The 22,702-nt window shown below is 41.5% G+C and carries 22 protein-coding genes and 1 other annotated feature; all 22 genes read right to left on the bottom strand.

What is annotated here, in order from left to right:
- Positions 1-144: 144 nt before the first annotated feature.
- Complete coding sequence (locus tag ACIQXR_RS12040; protein ID WP_402868208.1) at positions 145-1,455, bottom strand: solute carrier family 23 protein; 1,311 nt, start codon at positions 1,453-1,455, stop codon at positions 145-147.
- Between the two features lie 155 nt (positions 1,456-1,610).
- Positions 1,611-2,153 (bottom strand): bifunctional pyr operon transcriptional regulator/uracil phosphoribosyltransferase PyrR, encoded by a 543-nt coding sequence (gene pyrR / locus ACIQXR_RS12045; RefSeq protein ID WP_402868570.1) that lies wholly within the window; start codon positions 2,151-2,153, stop codon positions 1,611-1,613.
- A 195-nt stretch (positions 2,154-2,348) separates the two neighbouring features.
- Positions 2,349-3,266, bottom strand: a complete 918-nt coding sequence (locus ACIQXR_RS12050; protein ID WP_402868207.1) for an RluA family pseudouridine synthase — start codon at positions 3,264-3,266, stop codon at positions 2,349-2,351.
- Entirely contained in the window at positions 3,259-3,729 is a 471-nt protein-coding gene (lspA, locus tag ACIQXR_RS12055; RefSeq protein WP_402868205.1) for a signal peptidase II, read from the bottom strand. The genes ACIQXR_RS12050 and lspA overlap by 8 nt, the downstream gene beginning before the upstream one ends.
- Before the next feature lie 208 nt (positions 3,730-3,937).
- Positions 3,938-6,703: an isoleucine--tRNA ligase gene (gene ileS, locus ACIQXR_RS12060; protein ID WP_403080027.1), complete on the bottom strand. Its 2,766-nt coding sequence runs from the start codon at positions 6,701-6,703 to the stop codon at positions 3,938-3,940.
- A gap of 89 nt (positions 6,704-6,792) precedes the next feature.
- Positions 6,793-7,040, bottom strand: a binding site (T-box leader).
- Positions 7,041-7,103: 63 nt separating this feature from the next.
- The gene (locus tag ACIQXR_RS12065; RefSeq protein ID WP_402868201.1) at positions 7,104-7,619 is read right to left on the bottom strand and encodes a DivIVA domain-containing protein; all 516 of its coding nucleotides are present in this window, start codon (positions 7,617-7,619) and stop codon (positions 7,104-7,106) included.
- 85 nt (positions 7,620-7,704) lie between these two features.
- Positions 7,705-8,478, bottom strand: coding sequence for a YlmH family RNA-binding protein (locus ACIQXR_RS12070; RefSeq protein WP_403080029.1), 774 nt, complete (start codon positions 8,476-8,478; stop codon positions 7,705-7,707).
- 152 nt (positions 8,479-8,630) lie between these two features.
- Positions 8,631-8,897 (bottom strand): YggT family protein, encoded by a 267-nt coding sequence (locus ACIQXR_RS12075; protein WP_402868199.1) that lies wholly within the window; start codon positions 8,895-8,897, stop codon positions 8,631-8,633.
- A 6-nt stretch (positions 8,898-8,903) separates the two neighbouring features.
- Positions 8,904-9,371 (bottom strand): cell division protein SepF, encoded by a 468-nt coding sequence (locus ACIQXR_RS12080; protein ID WP_402956212.1) that lies wholly within the window; start codon positions 9,369-9,371, stop codon positions 8,904-8,906.
- 15 nt (positions 9,372-9,386) lie between these two features.
- Positions 9,387-10,064 (bottom strand): YggS family pyridoxal phosphate-dependent enzyme, encoded by a 678-nt coding sequence (locus ACIQXR_RS12085; protein ID WP_402868195.1) that lies wholly within the window; start codon positions 10,062-10,064, stop codon positions 9,387-9,389.
- Positions 10,061-10,894, bottom strand: coding sequence for a peptidoglycan editing factor PgeF (gene pgeF / locus ACIQXR_RS12090; RefSeq protein WP_403080031.1), 834 nt, complete (start codon positions 10,892-10,894; stop codon positions 10,061-10,063). The genes ACIQXR_RS12085 and pgeF overlap by 4 nt, the downstream gene beginning before the upstream one ends.
- 69 nt (positions 10,895-10,963) lie before the next feature.
- Positions 10,964-11,233, bottom strand: coding sequence for a YlmC/YmxH family sporulation protein (locus tag ACIQXR_RS12095; protein WP_402868193.1), 270 nt, complete (start codon positions 11,231-11,233; stop codon positions 10,964-10,966).
- Positions 11,234-11,449: 216 nt separating this feature from the next.
- Complete coding sequence (gene sigG, locus ACIQXR_RS12100) at positions 11,450-12,271, bottom strand: RNA polymerase sporulation sigma factor SigG (protein WP_402868568.1); 822 nt, start codon at positions 12,269-12,271, stop codon at positions 11,450-11,452.
- Between the two features lie 109 nt (positions 12,272-12,380).
- Positions 12,381-13,100, bottom strand: coding sequence for an RNA polymerase sporulation sigma factor SigE (gene sigE / locus ACIQXR_RS12105; protein ID WP_230158218.1), 720 nt, complete (start codon positions 13,098-13,100; stop codon positions 12,381-12,383).
- 57 nt (positions 13,101-13,157) lie between these two features.
- Positions 13,158-14,084, bottom strand: a complete 927-nt coding sequence (gene spoIIGA / locus ACIQXR_RS12110; RefSeq protein WP_403080033.1) for a sigma-E processing peptidase SpoIIGA — start codon at positions 14,082-14,084, stop codon at positions 13,158-13,160.
- 491 nt (positions 14,085-14,575) lie between these two features.
- Positions 14,576-15,739, bottom strand: coding sequence for a cell division protein FtsZ (gene ftsZ, locus ACIQXR_RS12115; RefSeq protein ID WP_402868187.1), 1,164 nt, complete (start codon positions 15,737-15,739; stop codon positions 14,576-14,578).
- A 41-nt stretch (positions 15,740-15,780) separates the two neighbouring features.
- The gene (gene ftsA / locus ACIQXR_RS12120) at positions 15,781-17,079 is read right to left on the bottom strand and encodes a cell division protein FtsA (RefSeq protein WP_402868185.1); all 1,299 of its coding nucleotides are present in this window, start codon (positions 17,077-17,079) and stop codon (positions 15,781-15,783) included.
- Between the two features lie 225 nt (positions 17,080-17,304).
- Positions 17,305-17,538: a DUF1290 domain-containing protein gene (locus ACIQXR_RS12125; protein ID WP_403080066.1), complete on the bottom strand. Its 234-nt coding sequence runs from the start codon at positions 17,536-17,538 to the stop codon at positions 17,305-17,307.
- A gap of 377 nt (positions 17,539-17,915) precedes the next feature.
- Entirely contained in the window at positions 17,916-18,692 is a 777-nt protein-coding gene (locus tag ACIQXR_RS12130) for a cell division protein FtsQ/DivIB (RefSeq protein WP_403080034.1), read from the bottom strand.
- 113 nt (positions 18,693-18,805) lie between these two features.
- Complete coding sequence (murB, locus tag ACIQXR_RS12135) at positions 18,806-19,717, bottom strand: UDP-N-acetylmuramate dehydrogenase (protein ID WP_402956204.1); 912 nt, start codon at positions 19,715-19,717, stop codon at positions 18,806-18,808.
- Positions 19,718-20,079: 362 nt separating this feature from the next.
- Positions 20,080-21,180: a stage V sporulation protein E gene (gene spoVE / locus ACIQXR_RS12140; protein ID WP_403080035.1), complete on the bottom strand. Its 1,101-nt coding sequence runs from the start codon at positions 21,178-21,180 to the stop codon at positions 20,080-20,082.
- 168 nt (positions 21,181-21,348) lie between these two features.
- A complete protein-coding gene (gene murD, locus ACIQXR_RS12145) occupies positions 21,349-22,701 on the bottom strand; it encodes a UDP-N-acetylmuramoyl-L-alanine--D-glutamate ligase (RefSeq protein WP_403080037.1) in 1,353 nt (450 codons plus the stop codon).
- Position 22,702 lies beyond the last annotated feature (1 nt).

Raw genomic sequence — 22,702 nt, forward strand, 5'->3', positions numbered from 1 at the left:
AAGCCCCGTCATTTAAGGACAGGGTGAAGGTCATAAAGACTTGGAGTAATCGGGAAATTCCCCCTTTCCTTTCCTCTTCCGTCTTTACTGCAACACCCTTCTAAGTCTCTCTGGACTTCTTTTAAAAGGTGATTTATTTAATGTTTATTTTTCAAAGATGTTTCCGGTCACTTTTTCTCTGTCCGGCAATACCAAGTTAAGTACAATCCCCACTATTGCTGATAGCGCCATTCCGGATAAAGAAACATTTGCGGATAATTGTACGAATGCTCCACCAATCCCAATTACTAAGATGACCGAAGCAATCATCAAATTACGTTTTTTATCAAAATCCACTTTATTATCAATCAACATCCTTAAACCGCTTGAAGCGATGATACCAAAGAGAAGAATGGAAATCCCCCCCATGACGGCCGTTGGTATTGATCCGATCACCGCTGAAATCTTCCCGTTGAAACCGAAGATCATAGCAGTCAAAGCCGCACCACCGATGATGTAGACGCTAAATGCCTTTGTCATCGTCAGGACCCCGATATTTTCTCCATACGATGTAAGTGGCGGTCCCCCGATAATGGAACCGATCATGATGCCTGCGCCGTCACCAAGGATGGATCGATGTAAACCCGGCTTTTCCAAAAAGTTTCTACCTACCACTTTACTTAATACCATTTGGTGTCCGATATGTTCAGATAAGGTGACGATGGCGACCGGGACCATGATGGCGATGACTTCCCATGAAAAGGTGGGTGTATAGGTTATTCCAGGAATCATGAATTCCGGCATTTCCCACCATTTTGCCGTTTCAATCGGTCCATAATCGATAATGCCTGCAATTGCCGAGCAGCCATATCCGACTATGATCCCCATCAATATTGGAATCAGGTTAAGGAAGCCTTTAAAAAACACGTTACAGATAATCGTAGCTGCCAGGGTGATGAGTGCTATGATGATGTAAGTAACGCTGTACTTGTCTTGCGGATCATACATGGCCATGTCAACTGCTGTCCCAGCGAGGCTCAGCCCGATTACTATGATGACGGGACCGACGACCACCGGTGGCAATAGAACCATCAACCAGCGTAAACCGACTTTATGAATGACCAACGCCACTATTCCATATATGAGTCCTGCTACAAAACAGCCGATCATGGCCGCTTCCGGTCCACCAAGTGACTTGGCCGCGATTATGGGTGCTATGAAAGCAAATGATGAACCAAGATAAGCAGGGATTTGGCCTCTCGTAATCAATAAGTATGATAATGTCCCTACCCCACTGGAAACCAATGCTACTGCAGGGCTCAGACCGACCAGGAATGGCACTAGCACCGTTGAACCAAACATCGCAAACAAGTGCTGGATGCTTAATGTCACCCATTGACCAAACCTTGGTACGTCTTCCACGTCGAGGATGATGTCTTTTCTTTCGTCTTCCATTTCTTTTCCCCCTATGAACATTGCATCTAAGCCACAAAAAAAAACCTCTTTGCAGCATATACAAAGAGGGTTTCACGGATGGGCCTGCCCTATACCTGTCAGGCTAAGGTCCCTTTCCATTTCACTCCCTTTGCCGGCCTCTCTGGACCGTTTTTAAAAGGGCAATATTTAATTTATCATTTCGCTAGTATGGTGACTTGATCGAGCTCGTCAACTTCCGTTAAAGTGACCGTAATCTTCTCGGATTGTGAAGTTGGAATATTTTTACCGACATAATCGGCACGGATTGGAAGTTCCCTATGGCCTCTATCAACTAATACAGCAAGTTGGATTTGCGAAGGTCTTCCCATATCCACCAAAGCATCCATAGCAGCTCTTACGGTTCTTCCCGTAAATAGTACATCGTCCACTAAGATGATTTTCTTATCAGTTATTGGGACCGGAATGTCCGAGCCTTTTACAACCGGTTCACCATCGTTCGTCTTTTTCGATAAATCATCACGATAAAGCGTTATGTCTAATTCACCTAATTGAATTACTTTATTTTCTATTTCACCGATGCGCTTGGCAAGTCGATCAGCAAGGAAGATCCCCCGGGTCCTAATCCCGATTAAGACACAATCCTCAATCCCTTTATTCTTTTCAATAATCTCATGTGCAATTCTCGTCAAGGCTCTGCTGATGGCCTTTTCATCGAGCACGATTGCTTTCTCATTCAAATGGACCACCTCAATTTCTTTTGAACTGTGAGAGCTCTCCTTCAACAAAAAATCCTCACACCAAGAAGGTGTGAGGATTTTCCTACAAAAGGGTATATGTTCCCCTTTTGCTATCCGTTTCCTTCTCAGTCTCTCTGGACTGTGTTAAAGGTTCTCATTAAGTTAATATAATACTATCTCATAAAAATGGTCTTGTCAAATACTACTTCTACGTAGTTGTTCGATTAGCTCCGTAAATTCTTTAGGAGCTGGCGCTTCAAACTCCATATATTCATTCGTCCGTGGATGAACAAAACCAAGAAGACCTGCGTGTAACGCTTGTCCGTCCAATTTCAACGTCTTTTTAGGACCATATTTAGGATCTCCCGCAAGAGGGAATCCGATATATTTCATATGAACACGGATTTGATGGGTCCGTCCTGTTTCAAGCTGACACTCTACTAATGTAAACGCGGTGAAACGTTCAACCACACGGAAATGAGTTACCGCATTTTTAGAGTTTGAATCCGTAACCGTCATGCTCTGACGGTCTTTTTTATCACGGCCTATCGGGGCATCAACCGTTCCAAAATCATGGGGAATCACTCCATGGACCACAGCTTGATACTTACGGGTTACTGTTTTATCAACAAGTTGCTGAACAAGTTTCTCGTGTGCCATGTCATTTTTCGCGACCATCAATAAACCTGATGTATCCTTATCAATACGGTGGACAATACCTGGACGCATAACGCCATTGATTCCAGAAAGATCCTTACAATGGGCCATCAACCCATTAACAAGAGTACCTGTTACATGCCCCGGTGCAGGGTGGACAACCATACCACTCGGTTTATTGACAACCAGTACGTCTTCATCTTCGTAATAGATATCCAAATCCATTTCTTCTGCGACTGCATCCAATTCCACAAGTTCCGGAATCAGCACTTCAATTTCGTCACCTATGCTACATTTATAATTGGACTTAATGGCAGCCCCGTTCACTAACACATGATCATCTTTGATCCATTGTGCAACTTGAGTGCGTGACCATTCCTCATTTAAAGTAGATAGAGCCTTGTCAATCCTTGTACCTTTTAGTGTTTCGTCGATGCTGTATAGCTTTTTATCCATTATCTTTCTCCTTAGCGTTTTTTTCTTCCAAGAACATGTGAATCACGAGCAGCACGACACCAATCGAAAGGGCGGCATCGGCAATATTAAATACCGGGAAACTATAGCTGAAAATATAAGTATGGACAAAGTCGACTACTTCCTGGCGAGCAACACGGTCAATGAAGTTTCCTATTGCCCCACCTAGCATAAGACCTAGGGAAACTCCAAGCAGACGGCTGTTCTTCGCCATTTTCTGAATATAATAGACGACTCCAATAATGACAGCGATGGTGATGATGTAGAAAAACCACATTTGACCTTGTAGAATTCCCCATGCTGCCCCACGGTTACGATGCGAGGTAATATATAGAAGGTTTTCAATAATTTCAATGCTTTCTCCGTACTCCATTTTTTTCACAATCATCCATTTTGTCAGCTGATCGAAAGCTATGACCAAAAGGGCAATTAAGTAATAAAACACATTTCTTCCCCCAAACTAATCAAATCTTCACTTTTGAATTGTAGCATAAACTAGAAATAATGACTAATACCAAAAGCATTACATCTAGCAGTTGGTGAAGAATATTAGAATAGAAAGGAACTTTATTCCGGTCTTTATTCAAATACGCTCTCATTTCAAATAAAAAACCGGCTCCCATATTAACTGGGAACCGGTCGTTCTAAAATGATTAATTCGTATAATGCTCTTTCACGACTGTTGCACAGCGTGGGCAAAGTGTTGGATGTTCTTCCACTTGACCTACATCTTGAGAAACATTCCAGCAACGTTCACAAGTTTCTCCTTCTGCTTTAGTTACCAGGATGGCCATATCCTCAAGTTTGACAGCTTCGGATGGGGCACTGGCCACATCGCCCGCGATATCAAATTCGGATACGATGAATAACTGTTCAAAGCTCTCCTCGATACTATCAAGAAGATTCCTTGTCTCTTCGTTTACATAAACGGTCACTTTTGCGTTCAGTGATTTCCCGATTACTTTTTGGTTACGTGCTTCTTCCAATGCTTTCAGGACATTATCACGAACATGCATGAATGCCGTCCATTTTTCCTCAATCGCTTCGTCATTATCCACAGAGATTTCCTCAGGCATCAATGTCAACTGTACACTCTCTTCCGTTACACCCGGAATGAACGTCCATACTTCATCCGCAGTATGAGACAGGATTGGAGACACTAATTTCGTTAAGCTGATTAAGGACTCATAAAGGACAGTTTGGATTGCTAAACGGTCTTTCCCGTTTGGCGCTTCACAATAAAGAATGTCTTTAGCATAATCAAGATAGAACGAACTTAAATCCTGCGTACAGAAATTGTTGACCATATTATAAATGGTAGCAAATTCATAATTTTCATAGCCTTGTTTTGATTGAGTGATCAGCTTATTCAATCTTACTAGCATATATTGATCCACTTCACGCAAATCTTCTACCGCCACTTTATCCGTTTCCGGATTAAAGCCATCCAGATTTCCTAGTAGGAAGCGGAATGTATTACGGATTTTACGATACACTTCGGAAACTTGTTTTAAGATAGGATCTGAAACCCGAACGTCAGATTGATAATCAACAGAAGCAACCCAAAGACGTAAAATATCAGCACCAAGCTGGTTCATAACTTTAGATGGAAGGACCACGTTACCAATAGATTTACTCATTTTACGTCCTTCGCCGTCTAATGCGAACCCATGGCTAAGTACACCTTTATATGGTGCTTTTCCTGTCACGGCAACACCTGTTGAAAGTGATGAGTTGAACCAACCGCGATATTGATCGGACCCTTCAAGATAAAGGTCAGCCGGACGTTGAAGTTCTTCTCTTTCTTCAAGAACCGCTTGATGGGAAGAACCGGAGTCGAACCATACATCCATGATATCCGTTTCTTTAGTGAAGATACCGTTTGGACTTCCTTCATGTGTAAAGCCTTGTGGTAGAAGATCTTTTGCTTCTTTTTCAAACCAGATATTTGAACCGTGCTCACGGAATAATTCTGAAATATGATTGATTGTTTCGTCCGTGATGATTGGTTCGCCATTTTCTGCGTAAAATACTGGAATTGGCACACCCCATGCACGTTGTCGGGAGATACACCAATCTCCTCGGTCACGGACCATATTGAATAGGCGTGTTTCACCCCATGCCGGTACCCATTTCGTTTCTTCGACTGCCTTCAGCAAATCATCACGGAAGTCCTTGATTGAAGCGAACCACTGTGCAGTTGCACGGAAGATCGTCGGCTTCTTCGTCCGCCAGTCATGTGGGAATGAATGTGTGATGAATGTAAGATTCAACAGGGCTCCCACTTCAGTTAATTTTTCGGAAATCGCTTTATTTGCTTTATCATAGAATAATCCAGCAAACTCCCCTGCTTCTTCAGTCATGACACCTTTTTCATCGACTGGGCAAAGAACATCCAAGCCATATTTCTGACCGATGATAAAGTCATCTTCCCCGTGTCCTGGAGCTGTATGAACACAACCTGTTCCAGCTTCAGTCGTTACATGCTCACCTAACATCACTAGTGATTCACGATCATATAGAGGATGCTTCGCTACAGCACGATCCAACTCACTGCCTTTTACCGTTTTCACGATAGTTGGGTTTTCCCATCCAAGCGTTTCTTTAACAGATTCCAATAAGGCTTCTGCCACTAAGTATTTTTCATTTTCCACTGCAACAACCACATAATTCAATTGTGGATGTAGGGAAATTCCAAGGTTGGCCGGAATCGTCCATGGTGTTGTCGTCCAAATGATGATTTTTACACCTTCATCAATGACACCTTTACCATCAGTCACTTCAAATGCTACATAGATTGAAGCCGAACGTTTATCTTGGTATTCAATCTCCGCTTCAGCAAGAGCCGATTCACTCGAAGGGGACCAGTAAACAGGTTTCTTCCCTTTATAGATATAGCCTTTTTTCGCCATTTCACCAAAAACCTTGATCTGTTGTGCTTCATATTCAGGCTTTAACGTAATATAAGGATTATCCCAATCCCCGCGAACACCAATCCGCTTGAATTGCTCACGTTGATTGTTAATCTGTACGTATGCATATTCTTCACATAGCTTTCTGAATTCAGCGACGCTCATTTCTTTACGGTTCACGCCTTTTTTAGTCAAAGCCGTTTCAATTGGGAGACCGTGCGTATCCCAGCCTGGAACATACGGTGCATGGTAACCGCTCATGGACTTAAAACGGACGATGAAATCTTTTAAAACTTTATTCAAGGCATGACCCATATGGATATCACCGTTTGCATATGGAGGTCCATCATGTAAAATGAATAACGGTCGCCCTTCAGTGTGCTCTTGCACTTTTTTATAGATGTCCATCTCTTTCCACTTTTCCTGAATTTCAGGCTCGCGCTTCGGAAGGTTGCCCCTCATTGGAAATTCAGTTTTAGGCATTAATAAAGTATCTTTATATTCCATTATAAAATTCCTCCATCCATCTATCCATAACTTCATTTGAGTTGATTGACCCGATTCGCAGACAAAATAAAAAGCCTTCTCATCCCTGAAAAAGGGACGAGAAAGCTTTGCTTCCCGCGGTACCACCCTGGTTAGAAAGATTCACAAAACGGCTGAATCCTTTCCTCTCGAGCATTCGTAACGTGAATGATACGCATCGTTTACTTGCTGCATAAGCAGGTTCAATTCAGAACTCAAGGGTGATGTTCAATTCCTTCTCTTATCCCGGGCTTACACCGTCCCCGGGTCGCTACATATAAGGATATGAGGAATTTACTGTCCCTGTCATCGTCTAATGTCATCATGAATAGTATTGTTAAAAAATTATATGCGAAAAAAGTGCTTGAAGTCAAGGAAACGTTTAATTTTCCTCATCTACTCCATCATTTAATTCTATTTCAGATGCATCCACTTCGTATTCAAGCAGATGATCCCAGTCGTCATTATCCAACAAATCGAGCTGTGCTCCGACAAGCATTTTAAAGCGAGTACGGAAAACCTTCGATTGTTTTTTCAAGTCTTCTATATCCATCGCTATTTTTCTTGCTTTCACAAGCGACTCATTGACAATCCGGTCAGCATTCTTTTCTGCTTCCTTGATGATCAGTTTGGCTTCTTTTTGGGCATTGCGCTTTAATTCTTCTGCAGCTTCCTGCGCGACAATGATAGACTTATTAAGCGTGCCCTCGATAGTCGTGAAATGACCTAAACGATCGAACGTCTCGTTCAATTTTTCTTCCATTTCTTTCTTTTCTCTTAGAATCAATTCATAATCTTTAATGACTTGGTCTAGAAATTCGTTAACCTCATCTTCATCATACCCTCGAAATACTTTACTAAATTCCTTGTTATGTATATCTATCGGGGTTAAGGGCATTGTTGCACCTCCAGAACAATTTCTACTCTATTACATTAAAACTCTATATTCGACAAAAAATATGTGAATCCTGCTAACAACTAAATTATTTTTTCCTACCTAATGAGATTCTCCACTTATCCTTTTTCGTTTTCCCATCGATTGAAGTGATTTTACATCGACCGAAACCCCTGATGGATAGAGTATCCCCCTCACGGCATTCTTCAGAAACGCTCTCCGTTTGCTTGAAATTAACCTTGGTTTTCCCCGACAATATCAACGTCTGGGCTTTTTGCCGGGAAATATTCAAAACAGCAGAAAGTACGCTATCAAGCCTTAATGAGCTAACGGTACTGACCTGCTCTTCCCAGTTGTCCTTCACCACAAGGATATCCTCAATCGGAATCCTTTTAATGGTTACGGAAGCATTGCCTATCTTATCCAGGTTTCCCGTAAGGTATGAATCCATTTCCCCTGTTGCAATAAATTGGACTTGCTCCTCTGTCACTATAATATCACCGAATTTTTCACGTTTTACCCCCAGTGACATCAAGGTTCCAAGTATTTGCCTGTGTTCAAGTGTAACAAATTTTTTTGGATAGGAGATATCATATAAGGAGATATTGAAATCAGATGATTCAGGAGAGTAGTAATCAGGATAAATGAGGGCACGTTTCCGTTCAACGAAATCACTCCCGCCGTGAAATTGCAGTAGCACATCCTGTTTGTTTCCTAATAGGGATGTGAGGATTTCCTGCTGACGCGGATCCAGAAAGTCAGAAAGTTTAGGAGCATAAGAATCTCTAACCTGGTCAATCCAATTCATTGCCTGGTCGATAAATTCCTTTTCCTCCGGCCTGAAATGTTGATATATACTCATGTAGAATGCATGCTCCTTACATATGGATAAATGGTTGTACACAAGAATGAATCGTAACATACACCTTCGTTACTACTACACAGCCAAGAATTCACCTAGCTGTGTAGTTACTGGCCATTCTATTATTTTACGTCTTTAGTATGAACTACAAATCATCCGAATAAGCTTTGTAGATAAAAAATCCCATAATTCTTCGCAAAATTTAAAACCAACAAGGCTACAAGTGGTGATATGTCGATCATGCCGAGTGGTGGGATGAATTTTCTGAACGGTTCTAAATATGGTTCGCAAATCTTTACCAGGAATTGGCCAATCGATGTTTCCCGGGCATTAGGGAACCAAGACATTAATATGTAAACAATTAATGCCATTGAATAAATTTCAACTAAATAATATAAACCTTGAAGCACTAGAGCCATTAACCATTACCACCTCGCTTCTTCGTACTCCTTATCCACTTCAAAACCGGTAATATTACCGGAAACATCAACGTTATCCGGAGTACACAAGAATATGTCTGTACCGATTTTTTGGATATCCCCACTGATTGCATATACAGTGCCGCTTAAAAAGTCGATAATCCGCTTTCCTTGGTCATGCGGGATTCGCTGAAGATTTACAACGACTGCACGACGGTTTTTCAAATGGTCAGCGACATCCTGAGCTTCTGCATAAGCACGAGGCTCCAATAATACTACTTTAGAAGATTTTTGCACGCTTTGCAAACTTACTATATTTTGATTTGGATTATTTCCTGTAGAAGCAGGTGGGGTCTGCTGTTTTGCAGGCTTTACCGCTTTACGCTCCATCTCCTCTTCCTCCACCACTTCGTCCTTATATTCATACTCATCATCCAGCGCGAAATAGGATTTAAACTTTGATACGAATGACATCTTTTACGTACCTCCTTATAATTCTTCGCCTACCAGTGCAGTACCAATCCGAATCATGGTAGAACCTTCCTCGATGGCAATCATAAAATCATTGGACATCCCCATGGATAATTCCGAGCATGGAGCATGAGTCAATTCCGCTTTTTGAATTTCCAGTTGGAGGTTTTTTAATGTACGGAAGCAACCTCGGAGTACCTGTTCGTCCTCTGTAAAAGGTGCCATTGTCATCAACCCAACGACCTTCACCTTGTCAAAAGCCCCTAGTTCTTTAATAAATTCAAGCGTCGACTCTGGATTCAGACCGTGTTTAGACTCTTCACCAGAAACATTGACCTGCACTAAACAGTTTATCGGCTCTTTTGAACGTTTTTGTATTTCTTCTGCCAACGATATACGATCCAAAGAATGAATATAAGCAACTTTATCAATGACATTCTTAACCTTACGTGTCTGCATGGAACCGATATAATGCCAGTTCGGTGTATCCTTCAACACTTCATATTTATTCAATAAACCTTGATCGCGATTTTCACCTAAATCAGTGACACCGGCTTCCAATGCCTCTTTTGCCCTCTCGATGGAAACATATTTTGTAACCCCGATTAATTTGACATCTTCCCGATGCCTGCCACTATTTTTACACGCTTCATTTATTTTTTCTTCGATGTTTTTTAGATTTTCTGCAACTTTCATCGCTTTTCAAGATCCTCCTTCCAACCAATAAAGCTCATCAACCTACCACTTTTCCCATTATCCCGGCGATGGGAAAAAAATAAATCCTCATCACAGCTTGTACAATATGAAGTCACAGCAATCTGCTCCCTCGGGATTCCAGATTTATCCATGATCATGGCGTTCAGTTCTTTAAGATCTAGTTGATATTGTCCTTCACTAATTAAATTATAGGGCTTCTCGTCATTTTCTTCCAGCAAATTCCGCACTAAATCTATGACTTTATCATCTACAACATAACATTTCGAACAAATAGAGGGCCCAACTACGGCAAATATTTCTGATGGTTTTATACCTTCATGTATCCACGCCTCTACCATATTGTGCGCAATGCCATTAACGGTTCCCTTCCAGCCGGCATGTGCCACCCCAACCATTCCATGTGTAGGAGCATAAAAATATAAAGGCACACAATCCGCATAACAAAGGGTCAGTAGGACATTTTTATCTCTCGTATAAAAACCGTCTGTCGCCCTAAAACCAGAAGGATAGTCAGTGGCGCCTTTCCCACAATCCCGAGTCGTTACTTGCTGGATATGAGTTTCATGAGTCTGCTCGGCCCCTACCCAATGATTAAGCGGAAAAGATAGTTTTTCAGCAAGAATTCGGCGGTTTGCCTGTACATCCCCTATCTTGTCCCCAACATGAAAGCCGGTATTCAATGATGTAAAGCAGCCAGAACTGACTCCTCCGTTTTTCGTTGTAAAGCCCGCCACAAGCTGGAGATTTTGTTGTCTCCAGCTATCAACAAGCAAATATTGATCTTCGACTAAAACAAAAGGTTCTTTCATGCTTTCATTCCTCTTTATTTTTAGTTTAGTGTATCATAAATATCCTTCTAATACCCTCTAAAGGTACCCCTATAACCGTTCATCTTTCAGCTCTGTTTGAAATATCGTCTGATGTTCGACAAGGATGACATCCGCCCCAATTTTTTTTATTTTTCGCCAAGGAATCACGATATCTTGCTCCCTCCCAAAAAAGCCCATTAGCCTGGTACTATTCGAAACAATGATTGCTTCAATCATTCCCGTCCCCGTATTGATTTCTAAGTCTGTCATATTCCCCAATTTCTTTCCATCTGCTATATTGACGATATCCTTAATTTGAAATTCAGAAATTCTAGTCACGCCATTCAGCTCCTCCTGAAATGTGTTTCTCCAGATAAAAAACCTTTTTTTATGTATATGACTGGTTTTGTTCAAGAATGAAGGAATCGGGAAATAAAGGTCTTTATGCAGTGGCTTGAGCAAACTAAAAAAAAGCCGCTACGGCTAGGTTGCTGATTGGCGGGCAAGAGAATCATCCCTTACCCGCTTCAGTCAACTGTTACTCGTGCTCAGCTTTTACTGTTGAATGTTTTTATTCATTTGCTTGATTGCCGCTTTTTCCAAGCGGGAGACTTGAGCTTGTGAAATGCCGATTTCCTCGGCTACCTCCATTTGGGTCTTCCCTTGGAAAAATCGTTTACGAAGGATCATTTTTTCACGGTCATTCAACCGTCTCATCCCTTCGTTTATGGCTATCTCATCAATCCAGGTACTATCCTTATTTTTTTCATCACTTAATTGGTCGAGTACATAAATCGGATCCCCGCCATCATTATAAATCGGTTCGAAAAGGGATACTGGATCTTGGATTGCATCTAACGCGAAAACAATTTCTTCGTGCGGTAATCCTAACACTTTGGCGATTTCTTCAGCTGTGGGCTCACGTAGAGTCTGGCTGATAAGTTTTTCCTTAACCTGCAATGCTTTATAAGCAATGTCCCTTAAAGACCGGGAAACACGTATTGGATTATTATCACGAAGATACCTTCTGATTTCTCCAATAATCATTGGTACAGCATACGTTGAAAACTTTACGTTCTGACCCAAGTCAAAATTATCTATCGATTTCATCAACCCTATACAGCCTACCTGAAATAGATCATCTACATATTCTCCTCGATTGTTAAAGCGTTGAATGACGCTCAAAACGAGTCGAAGATTCCCGTTTACCAGTTTCTCTCTTGCTGAAAGCTCGCCACCTTGCAATTCTTTAAAGAGTTTTCTCATTTCATCATTTTTCAAAACCGGTAATTTCGATGTATCCACACCGCAGATTTCAACCTTGTTACGAGACAAAATTCTTCCCTCCTCACAGGAGTGCTGTACAAAAAACAGTATTTCCGCGGGAGGGAAAAATATGCATAGGGTATTTTTGAAAAATCAAAACATCTCTTCATCCAAGCACAAGAAAGTACGGTCTCAAAAGCTTTATACTCGAAATATTTTTTTACACCATTTTATTAAATTCTTTTCTTAGCCGTTTAATAATTCTTTTCTCCAACCTTGAAATATAGGATTGGGAAATCCCGAGCATATCCGCAACATCCTTTTGCGTCTTTTCTTCTCCGCCAGCAAGTCCAAATCGAAGTTCCATTATTTGTTTTTCACGATCAGAGAGCTGCGTCAGGGCTTTCGTTAGTAGCTTCCGATCCACATTCGCCTCTAGATCCTTAGTGATGATGTCATCATCAGTCCCCAGAACATCTGAGAGCAGGAGTTCATTTCCATCCCAATCGATATTCAAGGGCTCATCAAAAGAAACTTCCGAACGGATTTTATTATTTCTCCTTAAATACATTAATATTTCATTCTCGATGCATCTCGAAGCATATGTAGCAAGTTTGATTTTTTTCTCGGGATTGAATGTATTGACTGCCTTAATCAAGCCAATGGTCCCAATGCTAATTAAATCTTCGATATTGATTCCCGTATTCTCAAATTTCCTTGCAATATAGACGACAAGCCTTAGATTCCTCTCGATTAAGATAGAGCGGGCAGCTTCATCGCCTTTTGGTAACTTATTGATCAATATTGCCTCTTCTTCTTTTGAAAGTGGGGGCGGGAGCGCCTCACTTCCTCCTATATAAAATATTTCGTCCGTCTTCAATCCGAGCTTGAACAAGAGTTTGTACCAAAAATAGGTGAGCCGAAGAATAAATTTCTTCAAAATAATTCTCCCTTCTAAAATAGACGAATTGTGGAGCAAAATTGAAAGAGCAAAATGTTATGAGGCATTTTTCACCGGAATCCCGGTTAACATTTTTGGATGGACGATAGATTGATAGCTATTGTCCGCAGAAAGTTGCTGAAAGGTAAACGACACAAGGCCCTGCTTGACTTGATACTCGTTTTCCCCTTGGGATATTTTAATGAAGTCCGGCTTGATGGCCGTTAGCAATTGATGTTCATGCCCCACCACTTTATATGGAATTACGCGCATACGGCCCGTCCATGTATATTCAGGCTGTTCTTCCTGTCGGACCAGGATGTCCGGATTCTTGAACAATTCAACCATATCCGAAGGGATTCCAGCTTCATCTCCAGAAAGTGAAATGATCATAACAGGCGAACGGGTTATTGGATCATATAATTGATTCCCACTGTCCACAAGCCCCTGAAAAGTCCCTTCAAACTCTGATACTTTCACCGTGACTGACACCAGTTGCTCATGCGTTAGTTTTGTCATCTCCATTCCTTCTAGAGTACGCTTGGAAAATTGCCAGGCAAGCGGGAAGCCAACCATCACAAAAATCCAGCTGACGGGGTCACCAAAACGATTGATTCCGGCATATTGACCAGGGTTTTTGGAAACGATTTGATATTCGAATAGATAGTGAAGGCCAAGGAGGATCCCACCTGATAAAAACGTGACAAAGTATAAAGTGGCTAATGACTTCAGGAAATGGTTGAATCTGATGAACCCAAAGGTGGCCAGGACCATAAAAAGAGAAAATGCGATTTTTATATAAAATTGGTCAGCCATTGCGTAAAAAGGGGTAAATGCCAATACGATGATTAGAGAACCTATCAGCCCGCCCGCACAAACCCGCCAAAGGGCGACTCGCCGTTTGAGAATGATTGCAGTCCAATATAAGAGGAGGCAGTCAAATAACCAATTCAATAACCAAATCACATCTAAATATAAGGTCAAACACTCACCCCTCCTTTTAGAATCTAACCTTCCACTAGCAAAAAGTATAACGCACCTGATAATAGAAAGTGTGTCACTTTTTGTACAGGAAACTTAAGAGTTTTTCAGTCTTTTTTAGCCTTTTTGTAGAAAAACAGCTATTGATTTTTTCAATACTGCTTCATACCAGTTACGCTCCCTCATTTAAAGCTGTCGATTTATGGGTTGTAGAAGATAGAATTTCTTTCAGCTTCTCTTCTCAGAGTTCCATTGTTATAAAGGACCTTCTCCAAATTCAAGTTGGAAATCCATTATCCATTCCAGCCGCCTTTACGTCCTTTCATGAATTTTATGGATCAGGGCATAGCCCAACTGTTCAAACAGGTGGAGAGCAGCTCTTAGGGCCTTAAAAGTCCATATGGCGATTAACCAGTAATAATCAATCGAAACATCTTTCCGAAAAAAGCAAAAAAAGGGCCGCTCCCATAGGGAACGACCTTTTCTCTTTCAAATTAACGCCTTCTATTACGATTGCGTAGGAAGGTTGGAATATCCAAAGCTTCCTCACCTTGTCCTTGATTATTATTCCTTGTAGGCTGTTCGTTCACTTCTTCTCTCTTCACTTCACGATTTACACTAGGTGTAGGCGCTTGTGTTTGAGGTCTCGTTTGCTGTTGTTGCTGTCCAAGTGTTGAACGACCCGGAGCTCGCATGGACGTTTCAGCTTCGGTAAAGCCCGTCGCAATAACTGTAACAACAATTTCGTCCTTTAAGTTTTCATTGATGACAGAACCGAAAATCATATTTACCTCTTGATCAGAAGCGGTGGCCACAATATCGGCTGCCTCTTGGACCTCGAATAAACTTAGGTTCGTTCCACCAGTAATGTTCAATAGAACCCCTTGAGCCCCATCGATGGACGTTTCAAGCAACGGACTGGAAATCGCTTTTTTAGCTGCTTCAGCGGCGCGGTTTTCTCCAGAGGAGATCCCGATACCCATCAGGGCCGATCCACGATTTGACATGATGGTCTTAACATCGGCAAAATCCAAATTAATAAGACCAGGAACAGCGATCAAATCTGAAATCCCCTGTACCCCTTGACGAAGGACATTATCCGCTTCCCGGAATGCTTCAAGCATAGGTGTGCTTTTATCAACAATTTCAAGAAGTCGGTCATTCGGAATGACGATAAGCGTATCGACCGATTCTTTCATGGAGGCAATGCCACCTTGCGCCTGGGTTGCACGTTTGCGTCCTTCAAACGTGAAAGGACGTGTAACGACACCAACTGTCAGTGCACCAAGATCTTTAGCAATACCCGCGATAACTGGGGCAGCACCCGTACCAGTTCCGCCGCCCATTCCAGCCGTTACGAAAACCATATCAGCGCCTTTTAGCGCTTCTTCGATTTGTTCTTTACTTTCTTCCGCCGCTTTTTTACCTACCTCAGGATTCGCACCAGCACCCAATCCTCTAGTAAGCTTACCGCCGATTTGCATTTTAACTTCTGCTTTTGATAAATTAAGTGCCTGCGCATCAGTATTGACAGAAATAAATTCGACACCTTGTACACCATGTTCGATCATTCTGTTTACCGCATTGTTACCGCCGCCGCCAACACCTATAACCTTTATCGTTGCTAATTGTTCTAAATTAGAATCAAACTCCAACATGACAATCCTCCTATTTTGACGAAATTCCCGATTTTTTGTTTTTATTCAAAAAAGTAACCCAAGATTTTTTTGAATTTCGATTCACCTTTTTCACCTTGTTTTTTAGCCGTGTTCTCTTTATGTTTCTGAGAGGACTTCTGGCTCCGCTGGTCATTATTCTCTTGTGCCTGACCAGCTGGTACAGGAGTTTTATTTGTGGTGTTCTTTTGCATTCTCTCTTTCTTGCACGCATGTTTAATTAGACCGACAGCTGTCGTATATTGCGGTTCTCTGACACCAATATAATTTGGTTCGGCTGTCCTGACACGATTTTGGAATACATACTGAGCAAGTTCCAGTACTCCTGGCATCTTAACGGCCCCACCGGTCAATACGAACCCTCCCGGTACTTCCTGAAAACCAAGTCTTCTCAAATCATCTTGTATTAACTCGAAAATTTCGGTCAACCTCGCCTCAATTATATCTGAGAGCATCAGCTGGTTACATGGTTGTTGCTGGTCGCTGCCGATGATGGGTATCTGGAATACTTCGTCTTCTGACGCATCATCATAAAAGGCATGGCCATGCTTAATTTTAATTTTTTCAGCTTCCTCCATGGTAGTCCTTAGTACAATGGAGAGATCCTTTGTAAGCGTCTCCCCGCCTATAGGAATCACGGAAGTATATTGTAGATAGCCTTGCTCGAAAATCGCTAGAGTGGTAGAACCTCCCCCAATATCGACAAGCGCTACTCCAAGTTCCTTTTCATCCTTCGATAAAACCAGCCCACCTGCTGCCAATGGCTGAAGGGCAATATCCGTTATTTCTAACCCTGCTCGTTCCACACACCGCAAGGAATTATGTAAAATTGTCCGAAGACCTGTTATTAATATGCCTCTCATTTCCAGACGGACGCCAATCATGCCCCTTGGATCGCTAATTTCATCCAACTCATCAACTTTATAATGAATCGGCACCACATCGATAATTTCCCGGTCCGATGGTATGGTAATTAACTCAGCGGCTTCTCTAACACGGAATACATCGTGTTCATTAATCTCTTTATTTTCACTAGATACGGCTACTACCCCATGGCAAGGCTGAAGCGTTACGTGGTTCCCGCTGATACCGACGATCACTTTTTTAATTTCCATTCCTATCATTCGTTCAGCTTGCTCTACGGCCTTTTGAATGGATTGGACTGTTTCATCTATATCGACGATGGAGCCTTTCTTTAGCCCTTCTGATTTTACATTTCCTACGCCTATGATATTTAATGTGTCATTGACCATTTCCCCAATGATTACTTTTACACTGGATGTACCGATGTCAAGACTTACGTAGATTTCGTTGCTGTTCATTCCATGGCACCTCCTTCAGTTTATACATATATTAGTAGAATAGCATTATCCTATCAAAAGACCTATTCATTTTAGAATAACAGACCTAATTACAACTCGCTAATATTATAATAAAGTGTCATCTCGTATTATTAAGAGAAAACTCGTAGGTTTACAATCTTTATAATAGTTATCGTTCGTCTCTTAGTATCTAAATGTCTTACCTAAACTTAATACTGACTTAATCTATTCGGCATTTATACCGCAATTCCCTCTAATAATATAGATTTTTTCCATTTTTTTCAGAAAAAAATCTCTTATCCAACTGTATCCTTTGAATTTCACCCGTATTTTGAAAGTTTCACACGTAAATACAAAGATTCCAGCTAAATACAAGTCTACACCAAGATGTACACCTAGAAAAGTCAAACTTGCAGATAAAACTATTATTAAATAAGAATACAACGGCCAATACCACATCTTCACGGAAAGTTTGAAACGTCCCCGCAACTCCCCACATTAAAAATTCCGCATGCAACAAAGACTACAAAATGAATATCAGGTCCAACTAAAATCCATGGATTTTAGCACTCAAGAGAATCAACCAGTTGGGCCATGGTCCCCTATCCCATTAAAGGCGGAGAAGGCCCCATATATGTATAGTTCTTGGAGTCTCATTTTTACTGGCACTATCAGCAAAATCACCTGCAGACCCACATTATTCACTTCTATTTTTAGCTAAAACCGGATTACATTCGGTCATCCTGTACTTGCCTTTTCTATGTTGGTCAAACACTTATTCTTTTCCGAAAATGTACGCTAACTTTAGTTCAATCATTGTTGTTAAAGCAACGGATTCACTCCGGCCCGTCTTCCTTTTGTTCAGACTCATCAAAGGCTTTAAAGTAGGAACCGACCTCTAGATCGATGACTCCCTTTACCTCGGGATCCAATTGGCTGATAATGGATGGATAGTGTATCATTTTCTCAGATAGAGTACGACTTGTCGCACTAACTTCAAATCCATCATTCATGTACATAACAATATGGTATTTATCCGTTTTAGTCGGGTCATGGTGAATTTCGGAAATAGCATTTTGTATGGCCACAGGAAGCTTGTCCAGTTCCTCCAAAAGTAACTTTAATGCTTTACCCTCTTTGAAACCAATTAAAACAGGGGCAAATACTGGATTTTCACCACTCTCTAACTCTTTTAGGATGTCACCGTTTTCCAATATCGGAGCGAATTTACCATTCATGGATAAATAGGCAATTCTAGTATGCTCAGAAACCATTATTTTAACGGAATTAGGAAAAACAGGTACAACACTGGCACTTTTTATATCCGGATTTTTTTTTATGTTGGCGGCAGTCTCTCCCGTGTCAACTTTCCAGATGCTTCGGTCTTTCTTGATGTTACTTAATTTAATAATTTGCTTGGAAGTAATATACTGGTTTCCCTCTACCTTTATGGACTTCACATAGCTTAGCGGGGATAAAAAATATAATACACAAGCAACCAAAATGAAGAAAAGGGAAAGCAATAGAACAAGTCGTCTATTTGCTTTGCTCTTTCTAATTTGCTTTAGCTTAGGAATGCGGTCCTCAATGGAAACGATTTTCCCCTTTTCCACCTATTTCACCTCTTCCTAAAATGGATGATTGGTGACACTCACCAAAAAATAAGAAATAGAATTTTTCAAGTAACACATTATACCACAATATTTGGATATGAAGAATGAATATCCTATTGTTTTCTCCCGATGATTTCTACTTCTGTTTCCAATTCAATTTCATACTTGCTATATACCGTATCCTTCGCGTGTTGAATCAGAGCTTCCACGTCTGCCGCACTTCCATTACCAGTGTTGACGATGAAGTTTCCATGCATAGGGGAAATTTGGGCCCCGCCTATCGAATGCCCCTTAAGGCCAGCATCCTCCACTAACCTTCCTGCATGTCTTGGCAGTGGATTCCTGAAAATGCTTCCAGCACATGGCAAGTTATATGGTTGGGTATCTTTACGATAGTTTTTGTTATTCTGCATTCTCTCGACGATTTCACTTCGGTTACCCTCTTCTAATTGAAAGATGGCCTCCAGCACGATACCAGGTTTTTTCTTTTGAAGGAGAGATGTTCGATACGAAAACTCCATTTCCTCCTTAGAAAGCCAAGCCAAGGTTCCATCTTCAAATAGGACATGCACTTGCTTAAGGATGGCACTCATATCCGAATCGTGTGCACCTGCATTCATATACACAGCACCACCAACGGAACCTGGAATTCCACTGGCAAACTCCAGCCCGGCATATCCCTTTTTACTAATCTTCACTGATAAACTTACAAGGGAAACACCAGCTCCAGCCTTCACTTCCGTCCCATTGATTTCAAGATGATCCAGACCTTTACCTAACTTCAGTACCACACCTTCGATTCCATCATCGCTGACAAGGAGGTTTGAACCTCTTCCTATTGCTCTCCATGGCAAATTATTATCTTTGATGACCTTCATCGCTTTTTCAATATTTTCAATGGAGGATGGCTCGATGAATAGATCCGCGGGTCCACCAATTTTCATTGTCGTATGATTAGCAAGTGGCTCATGTTCCAGTATCTTGCCGATTTGCATGTCGGTTAATTGTTGTATCGCTTTATCCATGATTAACCTCCTTGTGCACCTAGATTTTAACATTATAAGTTTCATTTCCCCACCGTAATGAGGCCTCTAATTATGCAATATCAAAAACACTATTTGTTTAACTTGAAAATGAGCAAGAGTAAGCGCCTCTTCGGTCGAACCCTCTTATACTATAGTCTAAACAAGGCCGTATTGCCAATATTTATTGTAGATATCCCCACATTCCTCTTTGGTAATATTTAAGCACCATTTCATTTTTTTCAAAATCTTCTCATACGGGGCCTGGCAAATCACCGGCAACCATTCCAATCCATCCATTCCACCAAAAAAGAAGCCCGATTTTATGACGGGCTTCCTCTTTAAGAAATGTATATCATCTTGCTTTAAAACCTTGAATACCGACTGATATTCAGCAGTACGCCAATGGCCATCAACATGAGTGTCAGGGAGGAGCCACCATAACTTAATAGCGGCAAGGTGATACCTGTAACCGGCATTAAACCAGTGACCACGCCAATATTGATCATGACTTGAATAGCTACCATTGCAATGATCCCGACCGCTACCAGGCTACCATATAAGTCTGGCGCACCAAGGGCGATCCGTATTCCACGCCATAGCATGAGAGCGAATAATAAAATCACAAGTGAACCTCCAATGAACCCTAATTCTTCAGATAGTATCGCGAATATAAAGTCGGTTTGCGGTTCTGGTAAATAGAAAAACTTTTGACGACTTTGTCCTAATCCGAGGCCGAACAACCCACCGGGGCCGATTGCATAAAATGATTGGATCATTTGAAATCCACTTCCGAGCGGGTCTTCCCAAGGATCGAGGAAGGAGGTAATCCGTTTTATCCTATATGGGGCCGATAAAATAAGGCCGACAAAACCAGCTACTCCGAGTAGGGCTAGGCCAACAAAATGACTGATTCTCGCACCTGAAATAAAAATCATCACGATACATGTTCCAACCATCACTGTTCCTGTACCGAGATCAGGCTGTAACATGATAAGCCCAAATGCTAAAAATACAATGCCCAACGATGGCATCATCCCTTTTTTAAAGGAAGTGATCAGTTTTTGTCTTTCCGATAAGAATTTAGCTAAAAAAGCAATCATCGCTAACTTCATGAATTCGGACGGCTGTACGGAGAAAGCTCCCACGCCAATCCAACTCCGGGACCCGTTTCTTGCCATCCCGATACCTGGTACCAAAACGGCCAACAGTAAGATGAAGCAGATAATAATTAGCAATTTGGCCCAAGTGCGCCATGTCCAGTAATCGACATTCATGATAAAAAACATGGCTACGACACCTACACAGGCAAACAGCAACTGTCTTTTAGCAAAATAAAAGGAGTCATCGAATTTATAGTCTGCCCAAATTGCACTGGCGCTGTAAACCATAACTAAACCAATTGTCAAAAGGCTTAAGGTGACGATAATGAGAATAAGATCAGGATTGGATTTTTTTAATGGCACGGACATCCACCTCTAGGAAGTTTTTCGAGCCTGTACGAATATAAAACACTACCTGATATGCCACTTTTTTAGTGGCACTTAAGTCAAAAAAAAGCGATAACGGCTCATTATCGCTTTTTTTTCAAGGTGTCAACGTAGAAGCAGGTTCACTTCCTTCTGCGAAAGCTCTTACTTAAGTTTATGCACAGCCTCCATAAACATGTCTCCTCTTTGTTCAAAAGTTTTATATTGATCCCAGCTTGCACAAGCAGGAGAGAGGAGGATGCAGTCGCCTTCATTCGATAAATCAAAAGCAACAGGTACGGCCTTTACTACATTATCGACACGTTTTATATGGGTTATTCCTAATTCTTTAGCTATCCGTTCAATTTTCTCTGCCGTTTCACCAAATGTGATGACCGCTTTGACGTGTTTCATAGCCGGTTTCAACTCGTCGAATTCATTACCTCGGTCCAATCCGCCAGCCAACAAAATAACCGGTTCAGTGAATGAAGTAAGCGCCTTGGATGCTGCAAGGATATTCGTCGCTTTGGAATCATTATAAAATTTACGTTTTTCAATCGTTGCAACATATTGCAGACGGTGCTCCACACCGCCGAAAGTCGTCAAAACGGTATGAATGGCCTCATTAGACACACCTTTCAATTTCACTGCAGAAATAGCAGCCAGCACATTTTCCAAGTTGTGTTTTCCCGGGAGGGCAATATCCGAAACGGCAATCACTTTTTCACCGCGAAAATACACCGCTCCGTCTTCTACATAGGCCCCATTCTCATGCTTCACTTCTGTAGAAAATGGTACAAGTTCTGCCTTCGTCTTCTTGGTCATGTTTTTAACATCCACTTGATCTGCATTGAAAATCATGAAATCAGAAGCCGTTTGATTTCTTGCAATCGCCGCTTTTGCCTCAGCATATTCTTGTTTGGAACTATGATAATCCAAATGGGCATCATACAAATTCGTCACGATTGAGATTTCTGGCCGGAATTCTTCAATTCCCATCAATTGGAAGGATGACAATTCAATGACGATCGTATCTGCAGCTGTTGCCTTTTCAGCAACACCGGATGCTACCGTTCCAATATTTCCAGCAATAAGTGGTGACTTCTTACCAGCTTGCATCATTTCGAATATTAACGTAGTAGTGGTCGTTTTCCCATTTGTACCCGTGATTCCCAAAAATGGTGCTTCACTTATTTGGTAAGCGAGTTCTACCTCTGTGATGACCGGAATGCCTTTCTCCAATGCACCCTTAACAAGCGGGTTGCTATAAGGAATGCCTGGGTTCTTCACAATGAATTCGAATCCCTCATCCAATAGCTCAATCGGGTGGCTGCCACAAATGACTTTTATCCCTTGTTCAAGAAGCCCTTGTGCTTCCGGATTTTCCGATAGTGGCTTCATATCATTGACTGTTACGAACGCACCTAATTTATGTAGAAGCGAAGCTGCCGTGACTCCGCTTTTTGCCAAACCTAATACCAATACTTTTTTCTCTGAATATTTTTCTGTCTCTTTCAAT

It is taken from the genome of Peribacillus sp. NPDC097224, assembly GCF_044761985.1.
GTDB lineage: Bacteria > Bacillota > Bacilli > Bacillales > DSM-1321 > Peribacillus.

What these genes read in the sequence shown, in the direction of transcription:
- ACIQXR_RS12075 (WP_402868199.1), bottom strand. Translation starts at nt 8,897, where the DNA reads ATGGCTCTAGTGCTTCAAGGTTTATATTATTTAGTTGAAATTTATTCA.
- murB (WP_402956204.1), bottom strand. Translation starts at nt 19,717, where the DNA reads ATGGATAAAGCGATACAACAATTAACCGACATGCAAATCGGCAAGATA.
- ACIQXR_RS12085 (WP_402868195.1), bottom strand. Translation starts at nt 10,064, where the DNA reads ATGAAAGTTGCAGAAAATCTAAAAAACATCGAAGAAAAAATAAATGAA.
- ACIQXR_RS12080 (WP_402956212.1), bottom strand. Translation starts at nt 9,371, where the DNA reads ATGTCATTCGTATCAAAGTTTAAATCCTATTTCGCGCTGGATGATGAG.
- ACIQXR_RS12065 (WP_402868201.1), bottom strand. Translation starts at nt 7,619, where the DNA reads ATGCCCTTAACCCCGATAGATATACATAACAAGGAATTTAGTAAAGTA.
- ACIQXR_RS12070 (WP_403080029.1), bottom strand. Translation starts at nt 8,478, where the DNA reads ATGAGTATATATCAACATTTCAGGCCGGAGGAAAAGGAATTTATCGAC.
- ftsZ (WP_402868187.1), bottom strand. Translation starts at nt 15,739, where the DNA reads ATGTTGGAGTTTGATTCTAATTTAGAACAATTAGCAACGATAAAGGTT.
- ACIQXR_RS12040 (WP_402868208.1), bottom strand. Translation starts at nt 1,455, where the DNA reads ATGTTCATAGGGGGAAAAGAAATGGAAGACGAAAGAAAAGACATCATC.
- ACIQXR_RS12050 (WP_402868207.1), bottom strand. Translation starts at nt 3,266, where the DNA reads ATGGATAAAAAGCTATACAGCATCGACGAAACACTAAAAGGTACAAGG.
- ileS (WP_403080027.1), bottom strand. Translation starts at nt 6,703, where the DNA reads ATGGAATATAAAGATACTTTATTAATGCCTAAAACTGAATTTCCAATG.
- ACIQXR_RS12125 (WP_403080066.1), bottom strand. Translation starts at nt 17,538, where the DNA reads ATGTGGTATTGGCCGTTGTATTCTTATTTAATAATAGTTTTATCTGCA.
- pgeF (WP_403080031.1), bottom strand. Translation starts at nt 10,894, where the DNA reads ATGAAAGAACCTTTTGTTTTAGTCGAAGATCAATATTTGCTTGTTGAT.
- ftsA (WP_402868185.1), bottom strand. Translation starts at nt 17,079, where the DNA reads ATGAACAGCAACGAAATCTACGTAAGTCTTGACATCGGTACATCCAGT.